We start from the raw sequence: 19,546 nt of genomic DNA on the forward strand, positions 1-19,546 counted from the left end.
CCGGTGAAGGCGCGGGCCGGGCCCTGCTGTCGTACCGCCGGAATCAGTCCTTGCCGTTCCAGCGGTACGGCGCGTAGACGTCCATGCACGCCTTGGTGTCGTTGCCGGTGACGGCCTCGGCGCTGTCCGGCACGTCGCCCGCGGTGGGTGCGGCGGCCTTCGGGAAGGCGTTGCCGGTGCGCCAGTCGGAGCCGACGACCACGGTGACGCCCGAGGCGGCCGAGGACTTCTTGACGGCCGAGTCCGGAATGCCGAGCGCCTTGGCGACCGCCTGCGCGTCGCCCTCCAGTTCGGCACTGGGGAAGGTGACCGTGGTGTGCTCGGTGGCCGGGGGCTCCCGGTTGGCGGTGGCACGGGCGTAGCCCTTGCCGGTGAGGACGCCCGCGATGTCGGAGGCGCGGCCCTTGACGGGCCCCTTGGCGTCGGTACCGGTGCCGTTCTGCACGGTGACCGCCAGCTCGCCGGGGGCCGTCATCGGGGCCTTGGGCTTGGGGCCGGCGGGCTTCTTGGCCTGCTTTCCGTCGCCCTTGCCGTCGTTCTTGTCGCCGTTCTTGTCGAAGGGGATGTCGTCGCGGATCATCGTGAGGACCTTCGCGGCGTCCTTCTCGGCGACCACGTAGTGGTTGGCGTCCTGCGGGTCCTGGACGGTGGGCAGCGACGTCATGGTGATGCTGTCGGACGGGACGTCCTTGAGCTGCATCGCCAGGTTGAACAGCTTGGTCACCGACTTGATCTCGTCCGACACCGAGAGGGCCTTGGTGGCGGCCTCCGCCAGGTCGGTCAGCCGGCCGGTGTCGGTGAAGGCGTTCTGCGACTTGAGCTCGCGGAGCATCGAGTTCATGTACATGTGCTGCGCCTTGGCGCGGCCCTTGTCGCTCTCGAACGCGTGCCGGGTGCGCAGCCACTTCAGCGCGTCCTCGCCCTGGATCTTCTGGGTGCCCGCCGGGAGCTTGAGGTGCGAGCCGCCGCGGACGCCGGGCTTGGAACGGTCCCAGACGCCCTGCTTGAGGCACACGTCGACGCCGCCGACCGCGTCGGACATCTTCACCACACCGGAGAAGTCGATCATCATCCAGTGGTCGATGTAGATGCCGGTGAGCTGCTGCCAGGTGTCCAGCACGCAGCTCGGGCCGCCGCGGCCCAGTGCCTTGTTGATGATCCCGTTGGTCTTCGGGAACTTCTCACCGGTCTTGGCGTCACTGCACTCGGGGATGTTCACCCGGGTGTCGCGGGGGATGCTCACCACCGAGGCGTGCTTGCGGTCGGCGGAGACGTGCAGCAGCTTCTGCACGTCGGCCAGCGGCTTGCTGCCCACCGATTCCTTGCTGCCGCCGAGCGCCAGGTTCTCCTTCTCGTTACGGCTGTCGGAGCCGATGAGGAGGATGTTGAGCGGGGTCTGCCCGGCCGCGTTCGCCTCGGGCTTGGGCGGGCCCTCGTTGTTGCTGCGGTTGCCGCCCCGGAGGTTGGAGTCGAGGTGGCGGACGTAGAGATAGCCGGCGGCGGCCGTGCCGAGAATCAGCACGGCCAGGGTTATCGCGGTCCAGCGCAGTATGCGTTTCTTCCTGCTCCGGCCCTCGCCGTCGCCGCTGCCGCGCCTGCGCCGCCGGGAGCCTCCCCTGCGGTGGCCGCCGCCGTCCCCGGCGGAGCCGGCCGCTCTGTCCGATGTGTCGGACTCCCCGTGCGCCCCGTCCTCGTAGAGACTCTCGTCCCAGCCGAGGCTGCGCGCCCGGGTTCCCTCCCCCTGCACACTGTTGCCCACCGGCCCCCCACCCACTCCCATTCAGATGTTTGTCAACGCGCGGTGACCGGCGGTCACTTGGCGCATACCGACTTGTCGGCGTTGGCCCGCTGGATGCCCTCGGGCGCCTTGACGGGTCCGCCGAGCGGCTGCCCCGCAGCCGTGAAGTCCTTGCCCAGCGTGAGCACCATCGGCTCCCGCTCGGCCGCCTGCTGCCCGGTCGGCTTCATCGCCGAGGAGGGCAGGCCCATCATCGCGGCGAGCGCACGCGCCTGGTCGGCCTGGTTCTCGCCGTACTCCAGGGTGGTCTTCGGGATGTCGGGCTTCGGCGAGTTGCCGCCGTTGGTCGCCAGCTTGGCGCCCTTGGTCAACTGGAGCCAGGACAGGGTCTCCTGGGCGGCGCCGCTGGGCCCGCCCCCGTTGAAGACATTGACCCGGACGTCCTCGGCGGCGGCCTTGGTGCCCTTCAGCAGGGCGTCCTGCTTGGCATTGGCCTGCGCCTTCTGTTCCTTCTCCTTCTTCTTCACCTCGGTCAACGAGGTGTCCGCGCGCATCATCGCGAAGAGCGGATCGGCCTTCTCGTTGTTGACGACGACGGTGGCCTTGCGGCCCACCGGCTCGTCCGGGTTGTCGAGCACCGGGAGCGTCGCGAAGGTGATGTTCTTCGGGTCGACCTTGGAGAGCTCCTCGGCCAGCGACTGGAGCTTGCCGATGCTGCCGATGCCCGAGTCGACGGTCAGCGCCTTGGTGGCCGCGTCCGCCAGGCTGTAGAGCTTGCCCGGGTTGGTCAGCGTCTCGCTGGACTTCATCTTGCGGATCATCGCGCCGAGGAACTGCTGCTGGGTCTCGATCCGGCTGAGGTCGGAGCCGCTGCCGAAGCTGTGCCGGGTCCGTACGAAGGCCAGCGCCTGCTCGCCCTCCAGGGTGTGCGTGCCCTTGGTGAGCTTGAGCTTGGAGTCCTTGTCGTTGATGTCCCTGGCGACACAGACGTCCACCCCGCCGACCGCGCTGGTCAGCGTCTTCACCGCGTTGAAGTCGACCATCATGAAGTGGTCGACGGTCAGCCCGGTGAGCTGCTTGACCGTGCGCATGGTGCAGCCGGGGTCACGGCCGGACTGGCCGAGGCTGGTGTTGAAACGGTCCTTCGCGCTGCCCGGGACGATCTTCTCCGAGCCGTCCTCCTGCTTGGTGGGGCAGTCCGGGATCGGCATCTTCAGGTCGCGCGGGATGGACAGCGCCGTGGCGTTGGTCCGGTCCTTGGAGACGTGGAAGAGGATCGTGGTGTCGGCGTGGCCGGGGCTGTCCTTGTCGCCGTAGCCCTCGTTGCCCTCGCCGACGCGCTTGTCGGTGCCGATCACCAGGATGTTGACGGCCTGGTCCTTCTTGAAGCCGCCCGAGCCGCCGGAGACGTCCACCGACTTCAGGTTGCCGTTGAAGTGCTCGTACAGCGCCCACGCGCCGACGCTGCCGGCCACCAGCACGACACCCAGGACGATGCCGGTCGCCTTCAGGGCCCGCTTGCGCGGCTTGGCCTGCTTGCGCTTGCGGCGGCCCGCCTGCTGCGCGCCGCCGCTGCCGTTGCCCCCCGGACGACCGTCCGGAGGTGACTGCCTGCGGCTCCGCTGGGGCGGCACCTCGCGCCTGGGCGACCCGGTCTCCCGGCTGCGCTGCTCGCGGACCTCCCGGCCGCGTCCGCGCGGTCCGCCCTGCGGGCGCCCGCCTCTGGGGGTCGGGGACCCTGCGGAATTATCCAGTCGCAGTTCGTAATGGCCGGTGTGCGGGTTGAGAACCCACTGGTCGGCGGGGTCGATCTCGTCCGCCCCGCCTCGGCTGTGCGCGTCCACGGTTGCCTGAGTCCTCCGTCGGTCCCACGCGAGGCGCCTCCCCCCAGGCGCTCGGTCATTCGGTCCAGTCGTGCGTGCGTGACCCGTTGAGCGGCTCGTTGCACTGGATCGCGTCACACTATCTGTCCAGATCAGGGACGAGCGACGGCAGTGACAAATTCCACGCCCCTTACAACCGGGCAATCCATCCAAAACGCAACGGGGCTCGCCCACGGTTTGGCAATCGCTTTACCCGCACATGCCCGTGGCGGCGTTTGTACCCGAGAAAGTCGGGGTCGGAGAGGGTGTGGCCGGGCCCTGGTCGTCGGGCTTGCGCGTGCCGTTCTTTCCGTCGGAACCGTCACCTCCGGTCTCCTCCGTCCCCCCGTCGGGCGTCCCTTCACCCGATCCGTCACCCGGTTCGGTGGACTTGGCGGGCGTCACCGTGACGGGGGTGTCCTCCCGCAGCTGCTTGAAGAGCGTCGCCGCCCGCGGCTGCACCAGCTCGTCGCGGTTGCTGTCGTACGTATAGGGGCGCCGCGGCACGGTCATGAACTGGATCTTGTCCGTCGGCACGTCCCGGGCACTGCTCACCAGGTCGTAGAGATCGCGCAGCGAGGCCAGACCGGGGTCCGTGGTCAGCGACTTGGTCGCCGCGTCCAGCACCGGGTAGAGCTTCGTCGGGTTCAGCAGGACGCCGGTGGACTGCATCTTGTTGACGAGCGAGGCGAGGAACTGCTGCTGGCGGTCCATCCGTTCGGTGTCGCTGCCGCCGCCGATGCTCTTGCGGGCACGTACGTAGCCCAGCGCCTGCTCGCCGTTGAGGGTCTGCGGGCCGGCCGGCAGCTTCAGGTGCGCGTCGCGGTCGTTGATGGGTTCCTTGAGGCAGACGTCGACGCCGTCGACCGCGTCCACCATGTCCTTGAAGCCCTGGAAGTCGACCACCATGTGGTGGTCCAGCCGGATACCGGTCATCTTCTCGACCGTCCGGATCGTGCAGGCCGTACCGCCCATCTCGAACGCCCAGTTGAACTGGGCGAACATCGCCCGGGTGCGCGTCCCGTCGGACTTCGTGCAGCTGGGGATGTCCACCATCAGGTCGCGCGGGATGGACACCGCGGTCGTGCTGCGGCGGTCGGCTGCCAGGTGCATCAGGATCGTGGTGTCCGAGCGCTGGGTGCCCTCGTCGCGGCCGTACTTGGCGTTGCCGCCGGCCCGCGAGTCGGAGCCGATCAGCAGGATGTTCTGGGCGTTCTGCGCGACCGGGGCCTGGGTGGGACGTTCCTTCTCCCAGGTGCGCAGCTCGGCGGCGGCGCTGGTGTCCGTGGTGATGTTGCCGTCCAGCTTCTGGTAGAACCACCAGCCGGTCCCGGCCGCCGCGAGCACCACCACCGCGGCCCCCGCGGCGGCCCAGCGGACCCAGTGCCGACGGGGCCGCGGCGCGACGGCGGGGGAGCCGTCGGCCTCGGGGGTTCCGTCGGCCTCGGGAGACTCCGTGTCCTTGGTGGTCCCGGCCGCCTCCGGGGACTCCGTGGCCCCCTCTGCCCCGGGGGACTCGGGTGGCCCGGCCGCTGCTGCCGACTCGTCCGGTTCGTGGGGCGTGCCAGCAGTCTCGGTCACGTCTGCGTCCATCCTTGTACGGAGTCGGCGGCACGCTGGGCCGTCGATCGCAGGAGTAGACGGCTGAAACCAGCGCTTGGTTGTGCGTGCAACCGATCATGTACCGGGGCCGCTCCCGGGTCCGCGAGGCCGCGCCCCGGTTCACCGGATGGGCGGCCCCGGCGGCGTACCTCCGTTACGACGCGCCGGGCAGGCCCGCCCGGTGCGTGACGCGCTCGCTCTCGACGCGTGCCGCGAGCCCCTCGGCGGACAGCTCACCGAGGTTGCGGCACAGCACGATCGAGCCACCGGCGGCCAGCGGGGCGTACAGACCGGAGGACAGTCCCTCCCACGTGTCGTACCCGAGCCCCGACAGCACCCGGGACCCGAGACCGAGCCCGAGCGCCGCCGCGTCCGCGCGCGCCCGCTCCACCAGTTCGGCCGCCGTCAGCTCCGTACCGTCGACGCTCAGTGCCACCTCGTCCGGGTCGACGGGGGCGAAGGGCGCGAACCGGTCGCCCTGGGAGGGGACTTCGACCGCGTAGTCGGCGAAGCCCTCCGGCGGCCGGGGGAACCGGCCGCCCAGCGGGCGCAGCGCCAGCGCGATGCGTTCGCCCCGCCCGGCCCGTGCCGCGTCGAGCGAGTCCGGCCCGCTGACCACGACGTCCGCGGCCTCCGGCTTTCCCCGTACGTCGGCCTCGACGCCCACCGAGGAGCAGGCCAGCAGCCAGACCGCGGTCTGCCAGTGCGCCGGCAGGTGCAGCGCGAGCCGGTCGCCGGGGCCCGCGGAGAGGTCGCCCTGGAGGAGATTGGCGGTCTTGGCCACCCAATTGGCGAAGGTGGCGACGGACAGTTCGACGCGCTCGCCCGTCGCGTCGTCGTAGAAGGTGACGAGGGGACGGCCCGGATCCGCGGCGAGCGCGGAACGCAGCAGGTCGGCAGGGGTGCGGTCGGTGGAGTTCATCCGAGGAGCGTACGCCCGGGGGGCCTTGGCCGCGGGCCGGCGGCCGTGCCGGGGGCCACCCGTCCGGCAGACAGGGCGTCAGTTCACCGATGGACAGATTTATATGACTATGTCCAAGATTTGGTGCATGCGTGCACTCGTTGGTTCCTCGATCGCTCTCGCCTGCGCGTCCGTACTCGCGCTCACCCTCGTCCTGCCCGACGGCGCTCCGGCCGGGGCGGGTTCCGACAACGCGGGCCGCGGCGGTGCGCAGGCCGCGGAGCTGCCGGGGTCCACCCGGTCCGTCCCGCTCGCCCCGCTGGGCGGGCGGAACGCGGACGGCCCGCGGCGCGCGCTGGCCGCCGCCGCCCCCGCGACGGCCGGCGCGGGCGCGGTGCTGGGCGTCAACTCCCGTGACGTGGCGCCCTTCTCGCTGGTCGGAGTCGTCTGGGACGACCCGCGCGCCGCGCTGCGCGGCCAGGTCCAGGTGCGTACGAGAGCCGTCGGCGGCCGGGTCTGGTCCGGCTGGCAGGACCTGGCGGCGGGCGACGCCGACCACGGCGCGGACCTCGCGTCGGCGGAGGCGAACACCGGCCGCACCCACGGCTCCACGGCCCCGCTGTGGGTCGGCCCCTCCGACGGGGTCGAGGCACGCGTGCTGCCCCGCGCCGCGCGCACCGGAGCGACGGGCGCGGTCTTCGGCGCCGCCCCCGGGGTGCCGGCGGCGCTGCCCCGCGGACTGCGGCTCGACCTCGTGGACCCGGGCGCCGAACCGCGCCGCGGCACCCTGCGCGCACCCGCCGCCGGCCTGGAGATCCCGGAGCTGGACGAGGCGCGGACCCGGGCCGAAGCGGAAGCGGAGTACGGCGCGGCCCGGCCGCACATCGGACCCCGCCCGCGGATCGTCACGCGCAAGGGCTGGGGCGCGGACGAGAAGCTGAAGGAGAAGGGCAACGTCTACACGAAGACGATCAAGGTCGCCTTCGTCCACCACAGCGCGTCCGGAAACGGGTACAGCTGTTCGCAGTCGGGCTCAGTACTGCGCAGTATCTACCGCTACCACGTGAAGAGCAGCGGCTGGCGTGATTTCGGCTACAACTTCGCCGTCGACAAGTGCGGCAACGTCTACGAAGGACGTGCCGGGGGTGTGGCCAAGCCGGTCCTGGGAGCGCACACTCTCGGTTTCAACACCAACAGCATGGGCATCGCCGTCCTCGGGACGTACACCCATTCCAATCCGCCCGCCGCGGCCGTGAACGCCGTCGCGAAACTCGCCGCCTGGAAGCTCGGACTGCACGGCGCCAACCCGAAGGCCACCACCCACCTCACCTCAGGGGGCAGCAACCTCTACAAGAAGGGCAGGGACGTCCGGCTCAACGTGATCTCGGGCCACCGGGACGGCTTCGCCACCGAGTGCCCCGGCGGGCACCTGTACCGGAAGCTCGGGACCGCCAGAGGGACCGCGGCCCGCCTCCAGGGACGCTGACGGGACCGCAACGTACACGCTGCGCCCCGCCGCTCACCGCGCGGGGCGCCGACCGGGACGTATCGAACAGTCTGCATACACTGGCCGCCCATCATCCGGCCGGCCCCAGCAGGAAGCAGAGACGACAAGGTGACTGAAGCGATCCTCCTGGTCGGGGGCAAGGGAACCCGGCTGCGGCCGCTCACGGTGAACACCCCCAAGCCCATGGTCCCCGCCGCCGGCGTGCCCTTCCTGACCCACCAGCTGGCCCGTGCGAGAGCCGCCGGAGTCGAACACATCGTCCTCGCCACCTCCTACCTCGCCGAGGTCTTCGAGCCGTACTTCGGCGACGGCTCCGCGCTCGGCCTGCACCTGGAGTACGTCACCGAGAAGGAGCCGCTGGGCACCGGCGGCGCCATCCGCAACGTCGCCTCCCGGCTGCACTCCGGCCCCGACGAGCCGGTCCTCATCTTCAACGGCGACATCCTCACCGGCCTGGACATCGAGGCCCTCGTCACCACCCACGAGACCTCCGGCGCCGACGTCTCCCTGCACCTCACCCGCGTCGAGGACCCGCGTGCCTTCGGCCTGGTCCCCACCGACGCCACCGGCCGGGTCACCGCCTTCCTGGAGAAGCCGCAGACCCCCGAGGAGATCGTCACCGACCAGATCAACGCCGGCGCGTACGTCTTCCGCCGCTCGGTCATCGACACCATCCCGGCGGGCCGCCCGGTCTCCGTCGAGCGCGAGACCTTCCCCGACCTGCTCTCCTCCGGCGCCCACCTCCAGGGCATGGTCGACTCCACCTACTGGCTGGACCTCGGCACCCCGCAGGCCTTCGTGCGCGGCTCCGCCGACCTGGTGCTGGGCCGTGCGCCGTCGCCTGCGGTGCCCGGCCGCTGCGGCGACCGCCTCGTCATGCCGGGTGCGGCCGTCGCCGCCGACGCGAAGCTCACCGGCGGTACGGCGGTGGGCGCCGACGCGGTGATCGGCGAGGGCGCCCGCATCGAGGGCAGCACGGTCCTCGCGGGCGCGGTGGTCGAGGCGGGCGCGGTCGTCACCGACTCGCTGGTCGGCGCGGGAGCCAGGATCGGCGCGCGCGCCGTGCTGACGGACGCGGTGATCGGCGACGGCGCGATCGTCGGCGCGGACAACGAACTGCGCGGCGGCGTACGGGTGTGGTGCGACGCGGTGCTCCCGGCGGCAGCGGTCCGCTTCTCCTCGGACCAGTAGGTCCCGTCGCTACAGGTGCGAGATCCGCCCCGGCGCCCGGCGCGGGCCGTGCCGGGGCGGGGTCGGCCCGGTGAGCAGGATCAGCCGCACGGCCCGGTGGCGCTGGCCCGCGTAGGGGGCCAGCAGCTCCAGCATGTCGGCGTCGGTGGCCCCGCGCCGGCCCGTCAGGGCGTACCCGACGATCCCCGGCAGGTGCAGATCGCCCACCGTCAGGGCGTCGGGGGCGCCGTTGCTGCGCTGCAGGGTCTCGGCGGAGGTCCAGGGCCCGATGCCGGGCACCGCCTCCAGCCGCGCCTTGGCCCTCTCGTAGGGCATGTGCGCCGCCTCCTCCAGCCGGGCCGCCACCCGCACCGCCCGCTGGACGGTGTCGGAGCGCTTGGCGTCGACGTTCGCCCGGTGCCACTCCCAGGAGGGGACGCGCGCCCAGGTCCGGGCGTCCGGCACGACGAACAGTCCGTCCGGCACACCGGGCCCCTCGGGCACCGGGGCGGGCTCCCCGAACTTGCGCACCAGATGCCGCCAGGAGCGGTAGGCCTCGGTGGTGGTGACCTTCTGTTCGAGGATCGAGGGGATCAACGACTCCAGCACGAGGCCGGTACGGCACAGCCGCAGCCAGGGGTGCTGGTGGGCGGCGCGGGCCACCACCGGGTGGTGCGCCACGAAGGGCTCCGGGTCGTCCAGGGCGCCGAGCAGCGCGGGGAGCCGGTCGAGCAGCCAGCCGGCGCCGGGCCCCCAGGCCTCCGCCTTCACGGACGCCGCGACGGGTTCGAAGGCCGCGGCCCCGCCCGTCACGCGCAGGGTGCCGGGCCCCTCGGGAGTACGGCTCACCCGCCACACGGCCCCGTCGGCCGCCACCCGGTACGTGGGATCACCGCCGCCACGCCGCAGCGGCCCCAGCACCCCCCGAACCCCAAATCGCCCAGCCACCCCAAAACCCTATCCGCCCCCGCCCCCCTACACGGCGGAGCCGCACACTCCTGCCCCCCGCCCGAGCCTTCTGGGCGGCGGGGCCGCCCTTCTCGCTCCCCGCCCCCCGCCCCCTTGGGCGGCGGGGCCGCCCCCCGGGGGCGGAACGGGCGGGCAAGGGGGCGGCCCCCGGCGGAGCCGAACACCCCGCCCCGGACGCCCCCACCGGACCCACCCCCGCCCAGCCCCGACAGCCCCGCACCCACCCCACCCAGCTCCAGCGGACCCACACCCGCACGCACCCCGCCCCCCCGGAGGGGCGACCCTCAGCGAACCACCAAGAAATCCTCCGCGTCCCGCCCCACCCTCCCCCCCGGATCAACCGCCGCCCGCCCCACCGCGACCGCCCCCATCGGATCCCACCCCGCCGGCAGCCCCAGCACCTCCCGCACCACGTCCCGGCAGAACATCGTCGACGACACCCACGCCGACCCGAGCCGCTCCCCGGCCAGCGCCACCAGGAAGTTCTGCACCCCGGCCCCCATCGCCACCACGAACATCTCCCGCTCCGCGGCATCCCGCCGGGCGTGCCCGTAGTCGTGCGCCCCGTCCATCACCAGACACGGCACCACCAGATAGGGGGCCCGCCGCAGCACGTCCCCCCGCCGCACCCGCTTCGCGATGGACTCCTCGGACTTCCCGTCCGCCCGCAGGTCCGCGATCCACGCGTCCCGCATCGCGTCGAGCAGCTCCACCCGGGCGGACTGCGACTCCAGCAGCACGAACCGCCACGGCGTCGTGTGGTGCGGCGCGGGCGCCGTCACCGCCGCCGCGACCGCCCGCCGCACCGCGCCCGGGTCGACGGGGTCGTCGGTGAACTCCCGCACCGTACGGCGCTGCGTCACCGCTTCCCGTACCGCCTCCGACGTCCCCAGCCGGAACATGTCGTCGGCCGCACCGCGCACCAGCGCCCGCGCCCCCACGTCCCCGGCGTCCGCGTCGGAGTCCGCACCCGTGTGCACCACGTGGGGCAGCCCCCGCACCACCGCCACCGGCAGCCCCGCCGCCTTGCCCTTCACGAGGTCACCGGCGGCGGCCAGTTCGTCGGCGGTGGCCACGATCGTGGCGCTCAGCGGATTGCCGTACGCGTCCGTGCCGCCCCGCAGGTCGTCCAGGACCCGCACCCCGGCCGCCCCGATCGCCACATCGGTCAGCCCGCTGCGCCACGGCCGCCCGAAGGTGTCGGTGACGACCACGCCGATCTCCACGCCCAGCGCGTCCCGTACGCCGTCCCGGATCGCCCGCGCCGAGGCGTCGGAGTCCTCGGGCAGCAGCAGCACGGTGCCCGCCGGGGTGTTGGAGGCGTCAACCCCGGCGGCGGCCATGACCAGGCCCTGCCGGTTCTCCACGATCCGCAGCGTGCCGCGCCGGGCGACGATGCGCACCGTCTCCGCGTCGATCGCCTCCTCGCGCGAGTCCGCGGCGACGATCCGCCCCTCCGCCTTGCTCACGATCTTCGAGGTGACCAGCAGCACGTCGCCGTCGGCCAGCGCGGGCTCCGCGTCCGCGATCAGCTTGGCGAGGTCGTCGCCCTGCCGTACCTCGGGCAGCCCGGGGACCGCCCACACCCGGTACGACGGCGGCCCCGCCGCCTCCCGCTGCGTACCCGCGACGCTCACGCCCGTACCTCCGAGGCCAGCTCCAGCGCGGCGCGCGCCATCGCGGCCGTCGCCGCCAGGTCCGTCATCATCAGCGGCACGGCCCGGCAGCGGATCCCCGCCTCCTCGACCGCCCCCACGGTGCCCGCGTCGACGGTGTCCACCAGCCAGCCGTCCAGCAGCCCGGACCCGTAGTGCCGCGCCACCGCCGCCGCCGTCGACTCGACGCCCACCGCGGCCAGCACCTTGTCGGCCATGCCCCGCACGGGGGCGTCGCCGACGATGGGGGAGAGGCCGACCACCGGCACCCCCGCGTCGGCGATGGCCTCGCGGATGCCAGGGACGGCGAGGATCGTGCCGACGCTCACCACCGGGTTGGACGGCGGGAAGAGGATGACGTCGGCCTCCGCGATGGCCTCCAGGACGCCGGGCGCCGGCTTCGACTGCTCCGCGCCGACCGGCACGATCGCCTGCGCGTCGACCGAGGCGCGCAGCTTCACCCAGTACTCCTGGAAGTGCACCGCCTTGCGCTCGCCGTCCACGTCGACCGCCACATGGGTCTCGACGCGGTCGTCGGACATCGGGATCAGCCGCACGCCCGGCTGCCACCGCTCGCACAGGGCCTCGGTGACCGCGCTCAGCGGGTAGCCCGCCCCCAGCATCTGGGTCCGCACGATGTGCGTGGCGAAGTCCCGGTCGCCGAGCCCGAACCACTCGGGCCCGACCCCGTAGGCCGCGAGTTCGGACTTGACCTGGAAGGTCTCCTCGGCCCTGCCCCAGCCCTGCTCCTCGTTGATGCCACCGCCGAGGGTGTACATCACCGTGTCGAGGTCGGGGCAGACCTTCAGCCCGAACAGATGAATGTCGTCACCGGTGTTGCCGATGACCGTGATGTCCGCGTCCGGTGCCGCCTCCTTCAGCCCACGAAGAAAACGAGCACCACCGATACCGCCTGCCAGAACCACAATGCGCATGCCCGAAGTCTGTCAGGCGCAGCCTGAATCCTTGAGGGGCGGTGGTCGGGCGACGGGCGGGCTCTGTCAGGCGCAGCCTGAATCCTTGAGGGGCGGTGGTCGGGCGACGGGCGGGCTCTGCCAGGAAGCGCGTCAGGAAGCGCCGACGTTCGGGCGGGCGGCCGGGGGAGCGGCCGGGGAGGCGGCCGACGCCACGGCTCCGGCCCCGTACATCGGCATCTCGGTCAGGCCCGGGAAGTAGACGTGCAGGCTGACGGCCGGTTCCAGGGAGTCGTTGACGACCTCGTGGACGTGGCCGGGGACGGACACGTACTGCGCGCCCGTGCCGAGCACCCGCGCACCCTTGTCGTGACGCTCCGTGAGCTCGCCCTGGAGGACGGTGAGGACGCCGGTCGACGTGCCGTGGTCGTGCGCGCCGCTGGCCTGGCCGGGCACCCAGCTCAGCAGCCACACCTCGTAGCCGGGGCCGGTGCTCAGCCGGTGGTACCAGCGGGTGGTGGCGTCGTACTGGACGAGCGGGGCCCAGCGCGCCCGGTCGGCCGCGATGGCGCGGGCGATTCCGGCGAATTCGGCCACGGTGGAGGGGTGCTCACGGGCGGGGGCCAGAAGGTGCGTGACCTCAAGGATGTCGCCGGCGATCTGGAGGTCGCTGTCGCTGTTCATGATGCGGGGGTTCCTCGGCAGGAGAGTGCTGGGGTGTCGCAGAACGGGTCGCGGGGTGAGCCGCGGAGTCGCGCGGTGGTGAACCGCGGAAACGGCACGCGGGGTGCGGCGTGCGAAGGGGGTCAGAGCTGGAGCGCGGGTGGCTTCAACAGCTGTGACAGCGGCAGCTGAGACAACAGCCCGCGGACATGCGGCGCACCGGGGCAGCGCTGCGGACCACACGAGTGTGGGTCCCGGAGAGCACTGCGGTCGCTGGCATGGAAACAAGGTGACGGGCATTGTCACCCGCTGTCAACTCGATCGCCGGTTTGGCCCTGATGTTTCACCTCTTCCGGTTACGTCGGCCGGAGAAAGGTTTGTGCACCCCCTGGCGTGGAGAAACCGCGCTTCATCGCGCTGCCGCCGTGCTCGCGCGCACCGTTGCCGTCCCGTGACCCGACTGTGATCCGAGTCGCTTCGCCGGGCGGACCGCAACAAGATCAATCCAAATCGCGTCTTCTTCCCTGTCCGGGGTACCCGTCGATCAGGCGGTGCCAAGTGTCACGGTTTTTGGCGATTTGAACACTTTCTGCCTAGCCTTGGTTCCGCAGAGTGAATAACGGGCCCAATAGCAGATCCCGGCTTGACTGCCGCGGAGCTACACACTTGTAATTTCACTCGTGTCGTTCGGCCGGATTCGTAACGGCAACATCACGGGGAAGCAAAAGACAGACGAGGGGCGCACATGACCGAGCTGTTCCAGCAACTGCTGGTCGAGGACGCGGACGAGGAACTCGGCTGGCAGGAGCGCGCACTGTGCGCCCAGACCGATCCCGAGTCCTTCTTTCCCGAGAAGGGCGGTTCCACGCGTGAGGCGAAGAAGGTGTGCCTCGCCTGTGAAGTCCGCTCCGAATGCCTTGAATACGCCCTCTCGAACGACGAACGCTTCGGAATCTGGGGCGGGCTGTCGGAACGTGAACGCCGCCGGCTGAAGAAGGCCGCCGTCTGAGCCACCCCGGGTCCGCGCACCACGCGCCCACCCCGCGGAGCTCGCACCACCACCCCAGCAAAACAGCACAAGCTCGTACACAAAAGACGGTCCGCCGCCTGCCCCTTCCCCGCAGGCGGCGGACCGTCCGTATGCGCAGCCGTTAGTGTGGGCCGCTGTCCAGCGAACGCACCCGACGCCCCAAGGGCACGCGCGTGCACCGCAGTCAGCTACACCAGCCTTCCGGGGCGCGACCCCCGGAGCATGGCCGGAGGGCCCGTACGTCGATGTCCGTCAGCCAATCAACGGCCCCGTACGCGGCCGCCGCCAACCCGCCCGAGTTCCCCCGGCACGTCGTCACCGCCGTACTCGTCTCCCACGACGGTGCGCGCTGGCTCCCCGACGTGCTCCAGGGGCTGCTCGGCCAGGAACGCCCCGTGCAGAACGCCGTCGCCGCCGACACCGGCAGCGCCGACGACTCCGCCCGCCTCGTCACCGAGGCGCTGGGCGACGAACGGGTCCTGCACCTCGCCCGCCGCACCGGCTTCGGCACGGCCGTCGAGGAGGCCGTCCGCACGGCCGGCGTCCTCACCCCCGAGGAACTGCCCTACCTGAAGAAGCCCAGCGGCTGGGACCCGGTCGGCAGGCAGTGGCGCGACGACGCCTACGACATGCCGGACCTGCCGCACGGCGAGCCCGTCCAGTGGCTGTGGCTGCTGCACGACGACAGCGCGCCCGCCCCCGACGCCCTCGCCGAACTGCTCAGGGTCGCCGACTCCGACCAGTACGCCGCGATCGTCGGCCCCAAGCTCCGCGGCTGGTACGACAAGAAGCAGCTCCTGGAAGTCGGCGTCTCCATCGCCAACAGCGGCCGCCGCTGGACCGGCCTGGACCGCCGCGAACAGGACCAGGGCCAGCACGACCAGGTCCGCTCCGTCCTCTCCGTCTCCAGCGCCGGCATGCTGATCCGCCGCGACGTCTGGGAGGAGCTCGGCGGCTTCGACCGCCGGCTGCCGCTGATGCGCGACGACGTCGACCTCTGCTGGCGCGCGCACACCGCCGGACACCACGTCCTGGTCGCCCCCGACGCCGTCCTGCGGCACGCCGAGGCCGCCGCCCGCGAGCGCCGCACCGTCGACTGCGCGGGCCGCAACGTCGCCAACCCGCACCGCGTCGACAAGGCCGGCGCCGTCTACACGATGCTCGTCAACGCGCGGGGCGCGGTACTGCCCTACGTACTGCTGCGGCTCGTCGTCGGCACCGTCCTCAGAACGCTCGCCTACCTCGTCGGCAAGGTGCCGGGACAGGCCGTCGACGAGGTCACCGGCCTGCTCGGCGTGCTGCTGCGGCCCGGCCGCGTCCTGGCCGCCCGCAAGGCACGCGGCAAGGGCACCGTCGAGGCGAGCGAACTGCGCCCGCTGTTCCCGCCGCCCGGCGCCACCGTCCGCGCCACCGTCGAACAGGTCGTCGGCTCCTTCGGCGGCAGCTCCGACGCCGACTCCGGCGGCTCCCGCCACGGCGCCGTCGAGAGCGGCCCCGGCGGCGACGACGCCGACTTCCTGGAGATCGAGCAGTTCGCCCGGGTCAAGAAGGTCGCCCGCAAACCGGGACCGGTCCTCTTCGCCCTGCTGCTGCTCGTCTCCCTGGTCGCCTGCCGCGGCCTGCTCACCGGCGGCTCCCTCGCGGGCGGCGCCCTGCTGCCGTCCCCCGAGGGCGCCTCCGACCTGTGGGCGCGCTTCGCCCACACCTGGCACCCCACCGGCACCGGCGGCACCCAGACCGCCCCGCCCTACCTGGCCCTCCTCGCCGGACTCGCGACCCTGCTCCTCGGCTCCACCCAGGCCGCCCTGACGCTGCTGCTGATCTGCTCCGTCCCGCTGGCCGGACTCACCGCGTACTTCGCCTCCCGGCCCCTGGTGGAGTCCCGGCTGCTGCGCGCCTGGGCGTCCGTCGCCTACGCCTTCCTGCCCGCCGTCACCGGCGCGCTGGCCGGCGGCCGCATCGGCACCGCCGTGCTCGCCGTGCTCCTCCCGCTGATCGCGCGCTGCGCGGTCTCCGCGAGCGGCGCCCTGGCCACCGGCCAGGCCCGCTCCAGCTGGCGCTCGGTGTGGTCGTACGCGCTGCTGCTGAGCATCGCGACCGCCTTCACCCCCGCCGTGTGGCCGCTCGCGGTCGTCCTCGGCCTCGGCGTCCTGGCGCTGCGGCGCGACGACCTGGTGGCGTACCTGCTGCGCTTCGTGGCCGCCGTCGGTACGCCCCTGCTGGTGCTCGCTCCCTGGTCGCTGTCGCTGCTGACCGACCCGGCGGCGCTGCTGCGCGAGGCGGGCGTGCCCTTCGGGGCCGGCTCGGCGAGCGCCCTGGACCTGCTCGGCATCAGCCCCGGCGGCCCCAAGACGGCCGGCGGACTGCTGCTCGTCGGCATCGTGCTGGCCGCCCTAGCCGCACTGCTGCGCGGCGAGCGCCAGTTCGCGATCCGCTCCGCCTGGGTCGTCGCCCTGCTCGCCCTCGTCCTCGCCGTACTGACCAACCGGGACGGCTGGGCCGGACCCGCGACGCTGGTCTATGGCCTCGCGCTGATCGCCGCCACCGTGCTCGGCGCGGACGGCGCGCGCGAGCGGGTCGCCTCGGAGAACTTCGGCTGGCGCCAGCCGGTCGCCGTCCTCATCGCCTTCGCGGCGGCCGTCGGCCCCGTACTGACCGCGGCCGGCTGGATGTTCACCGGCGCCGACGGCCCGCTCGGCCGGCGCGACCCCGTCCAGGTGCCCGCCTTCGTCGCGGAGGAGAGCACCACCCGCGACCAGCCCCGCACCCTGGTCCTCGGCAGCGGCTCGGCCGGCGAGGTCTCGTACTCGCTCGTCCGGGGCTCCGGCGGCCGGCTCGGCGACGCGGAACTGACCGCCGCCGCCGGTGACACCCCGCAGCTCGACAAGATCGTCTCCAACCTGGTCGCGGGCTCCGGCGCCGACCAGGCCGGCCAGCTCGGCGGATTCGCCGTCCGCTACGTCCTCGTACGCGACGGCGCACCCCGCGAGATGAGCCGCGTGCTCGACTCCACCCCCGGCCTGAGCAGGCTCAGCCAGCTCGACGGCAGCGCCCTGTGGCGAGTCGACCGCCAGGTCGCCCGGCTCATGATCGTGCCCCCGGGCGAGGGCGCCGACCCGCTGCCCGTCGCCTCCCAGGCCATCGAGGCGCACACGACCGTCCCGGCGGGCGGCGAGGGCCGCGTGCTGCGCCTGGCGGACACCGCCGCCCCCGGCTGGAAGGCCGTCCTCGACGGCCGCGAACTCACGAAGAAGACCGTCGACGGCTGGGCCCAGGGCTTCGACCTGCCCGCCGGCGGCGGCAAGCTGGACCTGACGTACGAGGCACCCGTCACCCGCACCGCCTGGCTGTGGACCCAGGGCGCGCTCGCGCTGCTCCTGGTCGTCCTCGCGCTGCCGGGCCGCCGCCGCGAGATCGACGACGACCTGCCCGACGAGGCCGCCCCGGACTTCCCCGCCGAGCCCGTCGAGGGCGAGGGCCGCCGGGCCCGCAGGCTGCGCGCCGCAGCCGAGGCGGAGGCCGAGCAGGAGGAGCCCGCGGCCCCGGTCGCGGACCCGTACGCCTCGCCCTACCCCGCCCCCGGCTTCGAGCCGGACTACGCCCAGGACACCGACGACCGCCAGGACACCTACGCGGCGGTGCCCCAGCAGGCGGCGTACGGCGAATGGGACGGCGCGACCTACGCGAACGCGGAGTACGGGCAGCAGAACTACGCGCAGGACCCGTACGCCCCCGCCCAGGACCCCTACCCGCAGGGCCAGGGCGGCGGCCGGCCCTACGGCGACCCGCAGCAGGGCTACGGCGAGGGCCAGTACGACCCCTACGGCTACCAGGCCCCCGCCCAGGCGCCGCAGGGCTACGACCCCTACGCGGGCGGCGGCTACGACGGACAGCCGGGGCAGCACGGGCAGCAGGCGCAGCCGGGCTACGACCCCGCGCGGCCCGCCCACGACCCCGAGCAGCAGCCGCCGTACGACCAGGACAACGGCCAGCAGCGCCCCGACGGGAGCAACCACCGATGAACCGCACCACCCTCTCCCTGATCGGCGCCGTCACCGCCCTCGCCGCCGTCACCGGCTTCGCCGTGCTCACCACGCCCGAGGCCGGCGCCGGGGCGGGCGACGCCGGGGCCACCCGCTCGGAGGCGGCCCGGCTGCCGGTGGAGCGCTCCAGCCTGCTGTGCCCCGCGCCCAGCACCTCCGACCTGGCGGAGACCACGTACACCTCCTTCACCCCGAAGACCGAGGGCACCCAGCAGGGCGGCGGCGCGGGCAAGGCCGGCGCGGGCCGGGCGCAGCTGCTGCCCGCCGGCGGCAAGGACGCCAAGAAGCCGGTCCTCTCCCTCACGGAACCGGGCAAGCCCGTCACGGCGACCGCGGAGGGCGCGGAGTCCCCGGCCCTGGTCGGCACCGCGGACGGCGCCCTCGCGCCCGGCTGGGCCGCCCAGCAGACCACCAAGGTCACCGCGGGAGGCTCCCGGGGCGTGCTCGGAATGCGCTGCTCCGCGCCGGACACCGACTTCTGGTTCCCCGGGGCGAGCACCGCCACCGCGCGCCAGGACTACGTCCACCTCACCAACCCGGACGACTCGGCGGCCGTCGCCGACGTCCGGCTCTACGGCCCGCAGGGGCTGCTGAAGTCCGACGCGGGGGAGGGCATCACCGTCCCGCCGCACTCCAGCGTGCCCGTACTGCTGTCCACCCTGTCGCCCACCCGGGTGCCGGACGCGACCGTGCACGTCACCACGCGTGCGGGCCGGGTCGCCGCCGCCGTGCAGGCCGTGGAGGACAAGGCGGGCAGCGACTGGCTGACCGTCTCCGCCGACCCGTCCGGCAGCGTGGTGATCCCGGGCATCCCGGCCGACGCCACGAACGTGCGCCTGGTGCTGTTCGCGACCGGCGACGACGACGCCGACCTCAAGGTCAAGCTGTCGCGCGCGAGCGGCTCCATCACTCCGTCCGGAGCCGAGTCGGTGCACGTCAAGTCCGGCATGACCACCACCCTCGACCTGCGCAACGTCAGCCAGGGCGAGGCGGGCGCCCTGATGCTCACCCCGTCCCAGGGCGGTCGCGGCGCCCCCGTGGTGGCCGCGGTGCGCATCGTGCGCGGCAAGGGCGACAAGCAGGAGGTCGCCTTCGTCCCGGCGACCGCCCCGGTCGGCGCGCGCTCCACGGCGGCCGACAACCGTTCCCAGGGCTCGGTCCTGTCACTGAGCGCACCGGGCGCGGCGGGCGAGGTGCGGGTGACCGCGTCGCCCGGCAGCGGCGGCGGGCAGAGCGTCGTCAAGACGTACAAGATCAACGCAGGTACGACCCAGTCGGTGACGGCCCCCGTGCCCACCGGCCTCAAGGGGAACTACGCGCTCAGCGTCGAGACGGTGTCGGGCGGCCCGGTGCACGCGTCGCGGATGCTCCAGTTCCAGGAGGGCGGCATCCCGATGTTCACCATCCAGACGCTGCCCGACGACAAGGGAACGGTCGTCGTACCGCGGGCGAAGAACGACCTGTCGGTACTGGACGACTGACGACCGGGGGC

Annotated in this window: 13 protein-coding genes; 5 read left to right on the forward strand and 8 right to left on the reverse strand. The window is 72.9% G+C overall.

Features of this window, described 5'->3' with window-relative positions; all coding sequences use genetic code 11:
* Positions 1-43 precede the first annotated feature (43 nt).
* The 4 genes from ACFYVL_RS11870 to ACFYVL_RS11885 form a co-directional block, all read right to left on the reverse strand.
* Positions 44-1,780 carry an LCP family protein gene (locus tag ACFYVL_RS11870; protein WP_389243347.1) on the reverse strand — a complete coding sequence of 579 codons (1,737 nt, stop codon included), beginning with the start codon at positions 1,778-1,780 and terminating at the stop codon, positions 44-46.
* A gap of 32 nt (positions 1,781-1,812) precedes the next feature.
* Positions 1,813-3,582 (reverse strand): LCP family protein, encoded by a 1,770-nt coding sequence (locus ACFYVL_RS11875; protein ID WP_389243349.1) that lies wholly within the window; start codon positions 3,580-3,582, stop codon positions 1,813-1,815.
* A gap of 228 nt (positions 3,583-3,810) precedes the next feature.
* Positions 3,811-5,181 carry an LCP family protein gene (locus ACFYVL_RS11880; RefSeq protein WP_389243351.1) on the reverse strand — a complete coding sequence of 457 codons (1,371 nt, stop codon included), beginning with the start codon at positions 5,179-5,181 and terminating at the stop codon, positions 3,811-3,813.
* Between the two features lie 175 nt (positions 5,182-5,356).
* Complete coding sequence (locus ACFYVL_RS11885) at positions 5,357-6,124, reverse strand: TIGR03089 family protein (RefSeq protein WP_389243353.1); 768 nt, start codon at positions 6,122-6,124, stop codon at positions 5,357-5,359.
* Positions 6,125-6,251: 127 nt separating this feature from the next.
* Here ACFYVL_RS11885 and ACFYVL_RS11890 point away from each other — a divergent pair, with 127 nt between their 5' ends.
* Both ACFYVL_RS11890 and ACFYVL_RS11895 read left to right on the forward strand, forming a co-directional pair.
* Positions 6,252-7,589: an N-acetylmuramoyl-L-alanine amidase gene (locus ACFYVL_RS11890; protein ID WP_389243355.1), complete on the forward strand. Its 1,338-nt coding sequence runs from the start codon at positions 6,252-6,254 to the stop codon at positions 7,587-7,589.
* Between the two features lie 129 nt (positions 7,590-7,718).
* On the forward strand, positions 7,719-8,801 hold the full coding sequence (locus tag ACFYVL_RS11895) for a sugar phosphate nucleotidyltransferase (protein ID WP_389243357.1): 1,083 nt from the start codon (positions 7,719-7,721) through the stop codon (positions 8,799-8,801).
* A gap of 9 nt (positions 8,802-8,810) precedes the next feature.
* Here ACFYVL_RS11895 and ACFYVL_RS11900 read toward each other — a convergent pair whose 3' ends face one another.
* The 4 genes from ACFYVL_RS11900 to ACFYVL_RS11915 form a co-directional block, all read right to left on the reverse strand.
* A complete protein-coding gene (locus ACFYVL_RS11900; RefSeq protein ID WP_389243359.1) occupies positions 8,811-9,629 on the reverse strand; it encodes a DNA-3-methyladenine glycosylase family protein in 819 nt (272 codons plus the stop codon).
* Between the two features lie 404 nt (positions 9,630-10,033).
* Positions 10,034-11,386 carry a coenzyme F420-0:L-glutamate ligase gene (locus ACFYVL_RS11905; protein ID WP_389243360.1) on the reverse strand — a complete coding sequence of 451 codons (1,353 nt, stop codon included), beginning with the start codon at positions 11,384-11,386 and terminating at the stop codon, positions 10,034-10,036.
* Entirely contained in the window at positions 11,383-12,339 is a 957-nt protein-coding gene (gene cofD, locus ACFYVL_RS11910; RefSeq protein ID WP_389243362.1) for a 2-phospho-L-lactate transferase, read from the reverse strand. Before cofD ends, ACFYVL_RS11905 begins: the two co-directional genes overlap by 4 nt.
* A gap of 132 nt (positions 12,340-12,471) precedes the next feature.
* A complete protein-coding gene (locus tag ACFYVL_RS11915; protein WP_389243364.1) occupies positions 12,472-13,002 on the reverse strand; it encodes a cysteine dioxygenase in 531 nt (176 codons plus the stop codon).
* Positions 13,003-13,726: 724 nt separating this feature from the next.
* Here ACFYVL_RS11915 and ACFYVL_RS11920 point away from each other — a divergent pair.
* The 3 genes from ACFYVL_RS11920 to ACFYVL_RS11930 all read left to right on the forward strand — a co-directional run bounded on the left by ACFYVL_RS11920 (position 13,727) and on the right by ACFYVL_RS11930 (position 19,535).
* Positions 13,727-13,990, forward strand: coding sequence for a WhiB family transcriptional regulator (locus ACFYVL_RS11920; RefSeq protein ID WP_030927001.1), 264 nt, complete (start codon positions 13,727-13,729; stop codon positions 13,988-13,990).
* A 266-nt stretch (positions 13,991-14,256) separates the two neighbouring features.
* Complete coding sequence (locus ACFYVL_RS11925) at positions 14,257-18,033, forward strand: glycosyltransferase (protein WP_389243366.1); 3,777 nt, start codon at positions 14,257-14,259, stop codon at positions 18,031-18,033.
* Positions 18,030-19,535, forward strand: a complete 1,506-nt coding sequence (locus tag ACFYVL_RS11930; protein WP_389243368.1) for a DUF5719 family protein — start codon at positions 18,030-18,032, stop codon at positions 19,533-19,535. Before ACFYVL_RS11925 ends, ACFYVL_RS11930 begins: the two co-directional genes overlap by 4 nt.
* Positions 19,536-19,546 lie beyond the last annotated feature (11 nt).

The organism is Streptomyces sp. NPDC004111 (assembly GCF_042874215.1).
In the GTDB taxonomy this organism is placed as follows: Bacteria; Actinomycetota; Actinomycetes; order Streptomycetales; family Streptomycetaceae; genus Streptomyces.

Coding starts and splice junctions, on each gene's coding strand:
- ACFYVL_RS11870 (WP_389243347.1), bottom strand. CDS start 1,780: ATGGGAGTGGGTGGGGGGCCGGTGGGCAACAGTGTGCAGGGGGAGGGA.
- cofD (WP_389243362.1), bottom strand. CDS start 12,339: ATGCGCATTGTGGTTCTGGCAGGCGGTATCGGTGGTGCTCGTTTTCTT.
- ACFYVL_RS11885 (WP_389243353.1), bottom strand. CDS start 6,124: ATGAACTCCACCGACCGCACCCCTGCCGACCTGCTGCGTTCCGCGCTC.
- ACFYVL_RS11920 (WP_030927001.1), top strand. CDS start 13,727: ATGACCGAGCTGTTCCAGCAACTGCTGGTCGAGGACGCGGACGAGGAA.
- ACFYVL_RS11925 (WP_389243366.1), top strand. CDS start 14,257: ATGTCCGTCAGCCAATCAACGGCCCCGTACGCGGCCGCCGCCAACCCG.
- ACFYVL_RS11890 (WP_389243355.1), top strand. CDS start 6,252: ATGCGTGCACTCGTTGGTTCCTCGATCGCTCTCGCCTGCGCGTCCGTA.
- ACFYVL_RS11930 (WP_389243368.1), top strand. CDS start 18,030: ATGAACCGCACCACCCTCTCCCTGATCGGCGCCGTCACCGCCCTCGCC.
- ACFYVL_RS11915 (WP_389243364.1), bottom strand. CDS start 13,002: ATGAACAGCGACAGCGACCTCCAGATCGCCGGCGACATCCTTGAGGTC.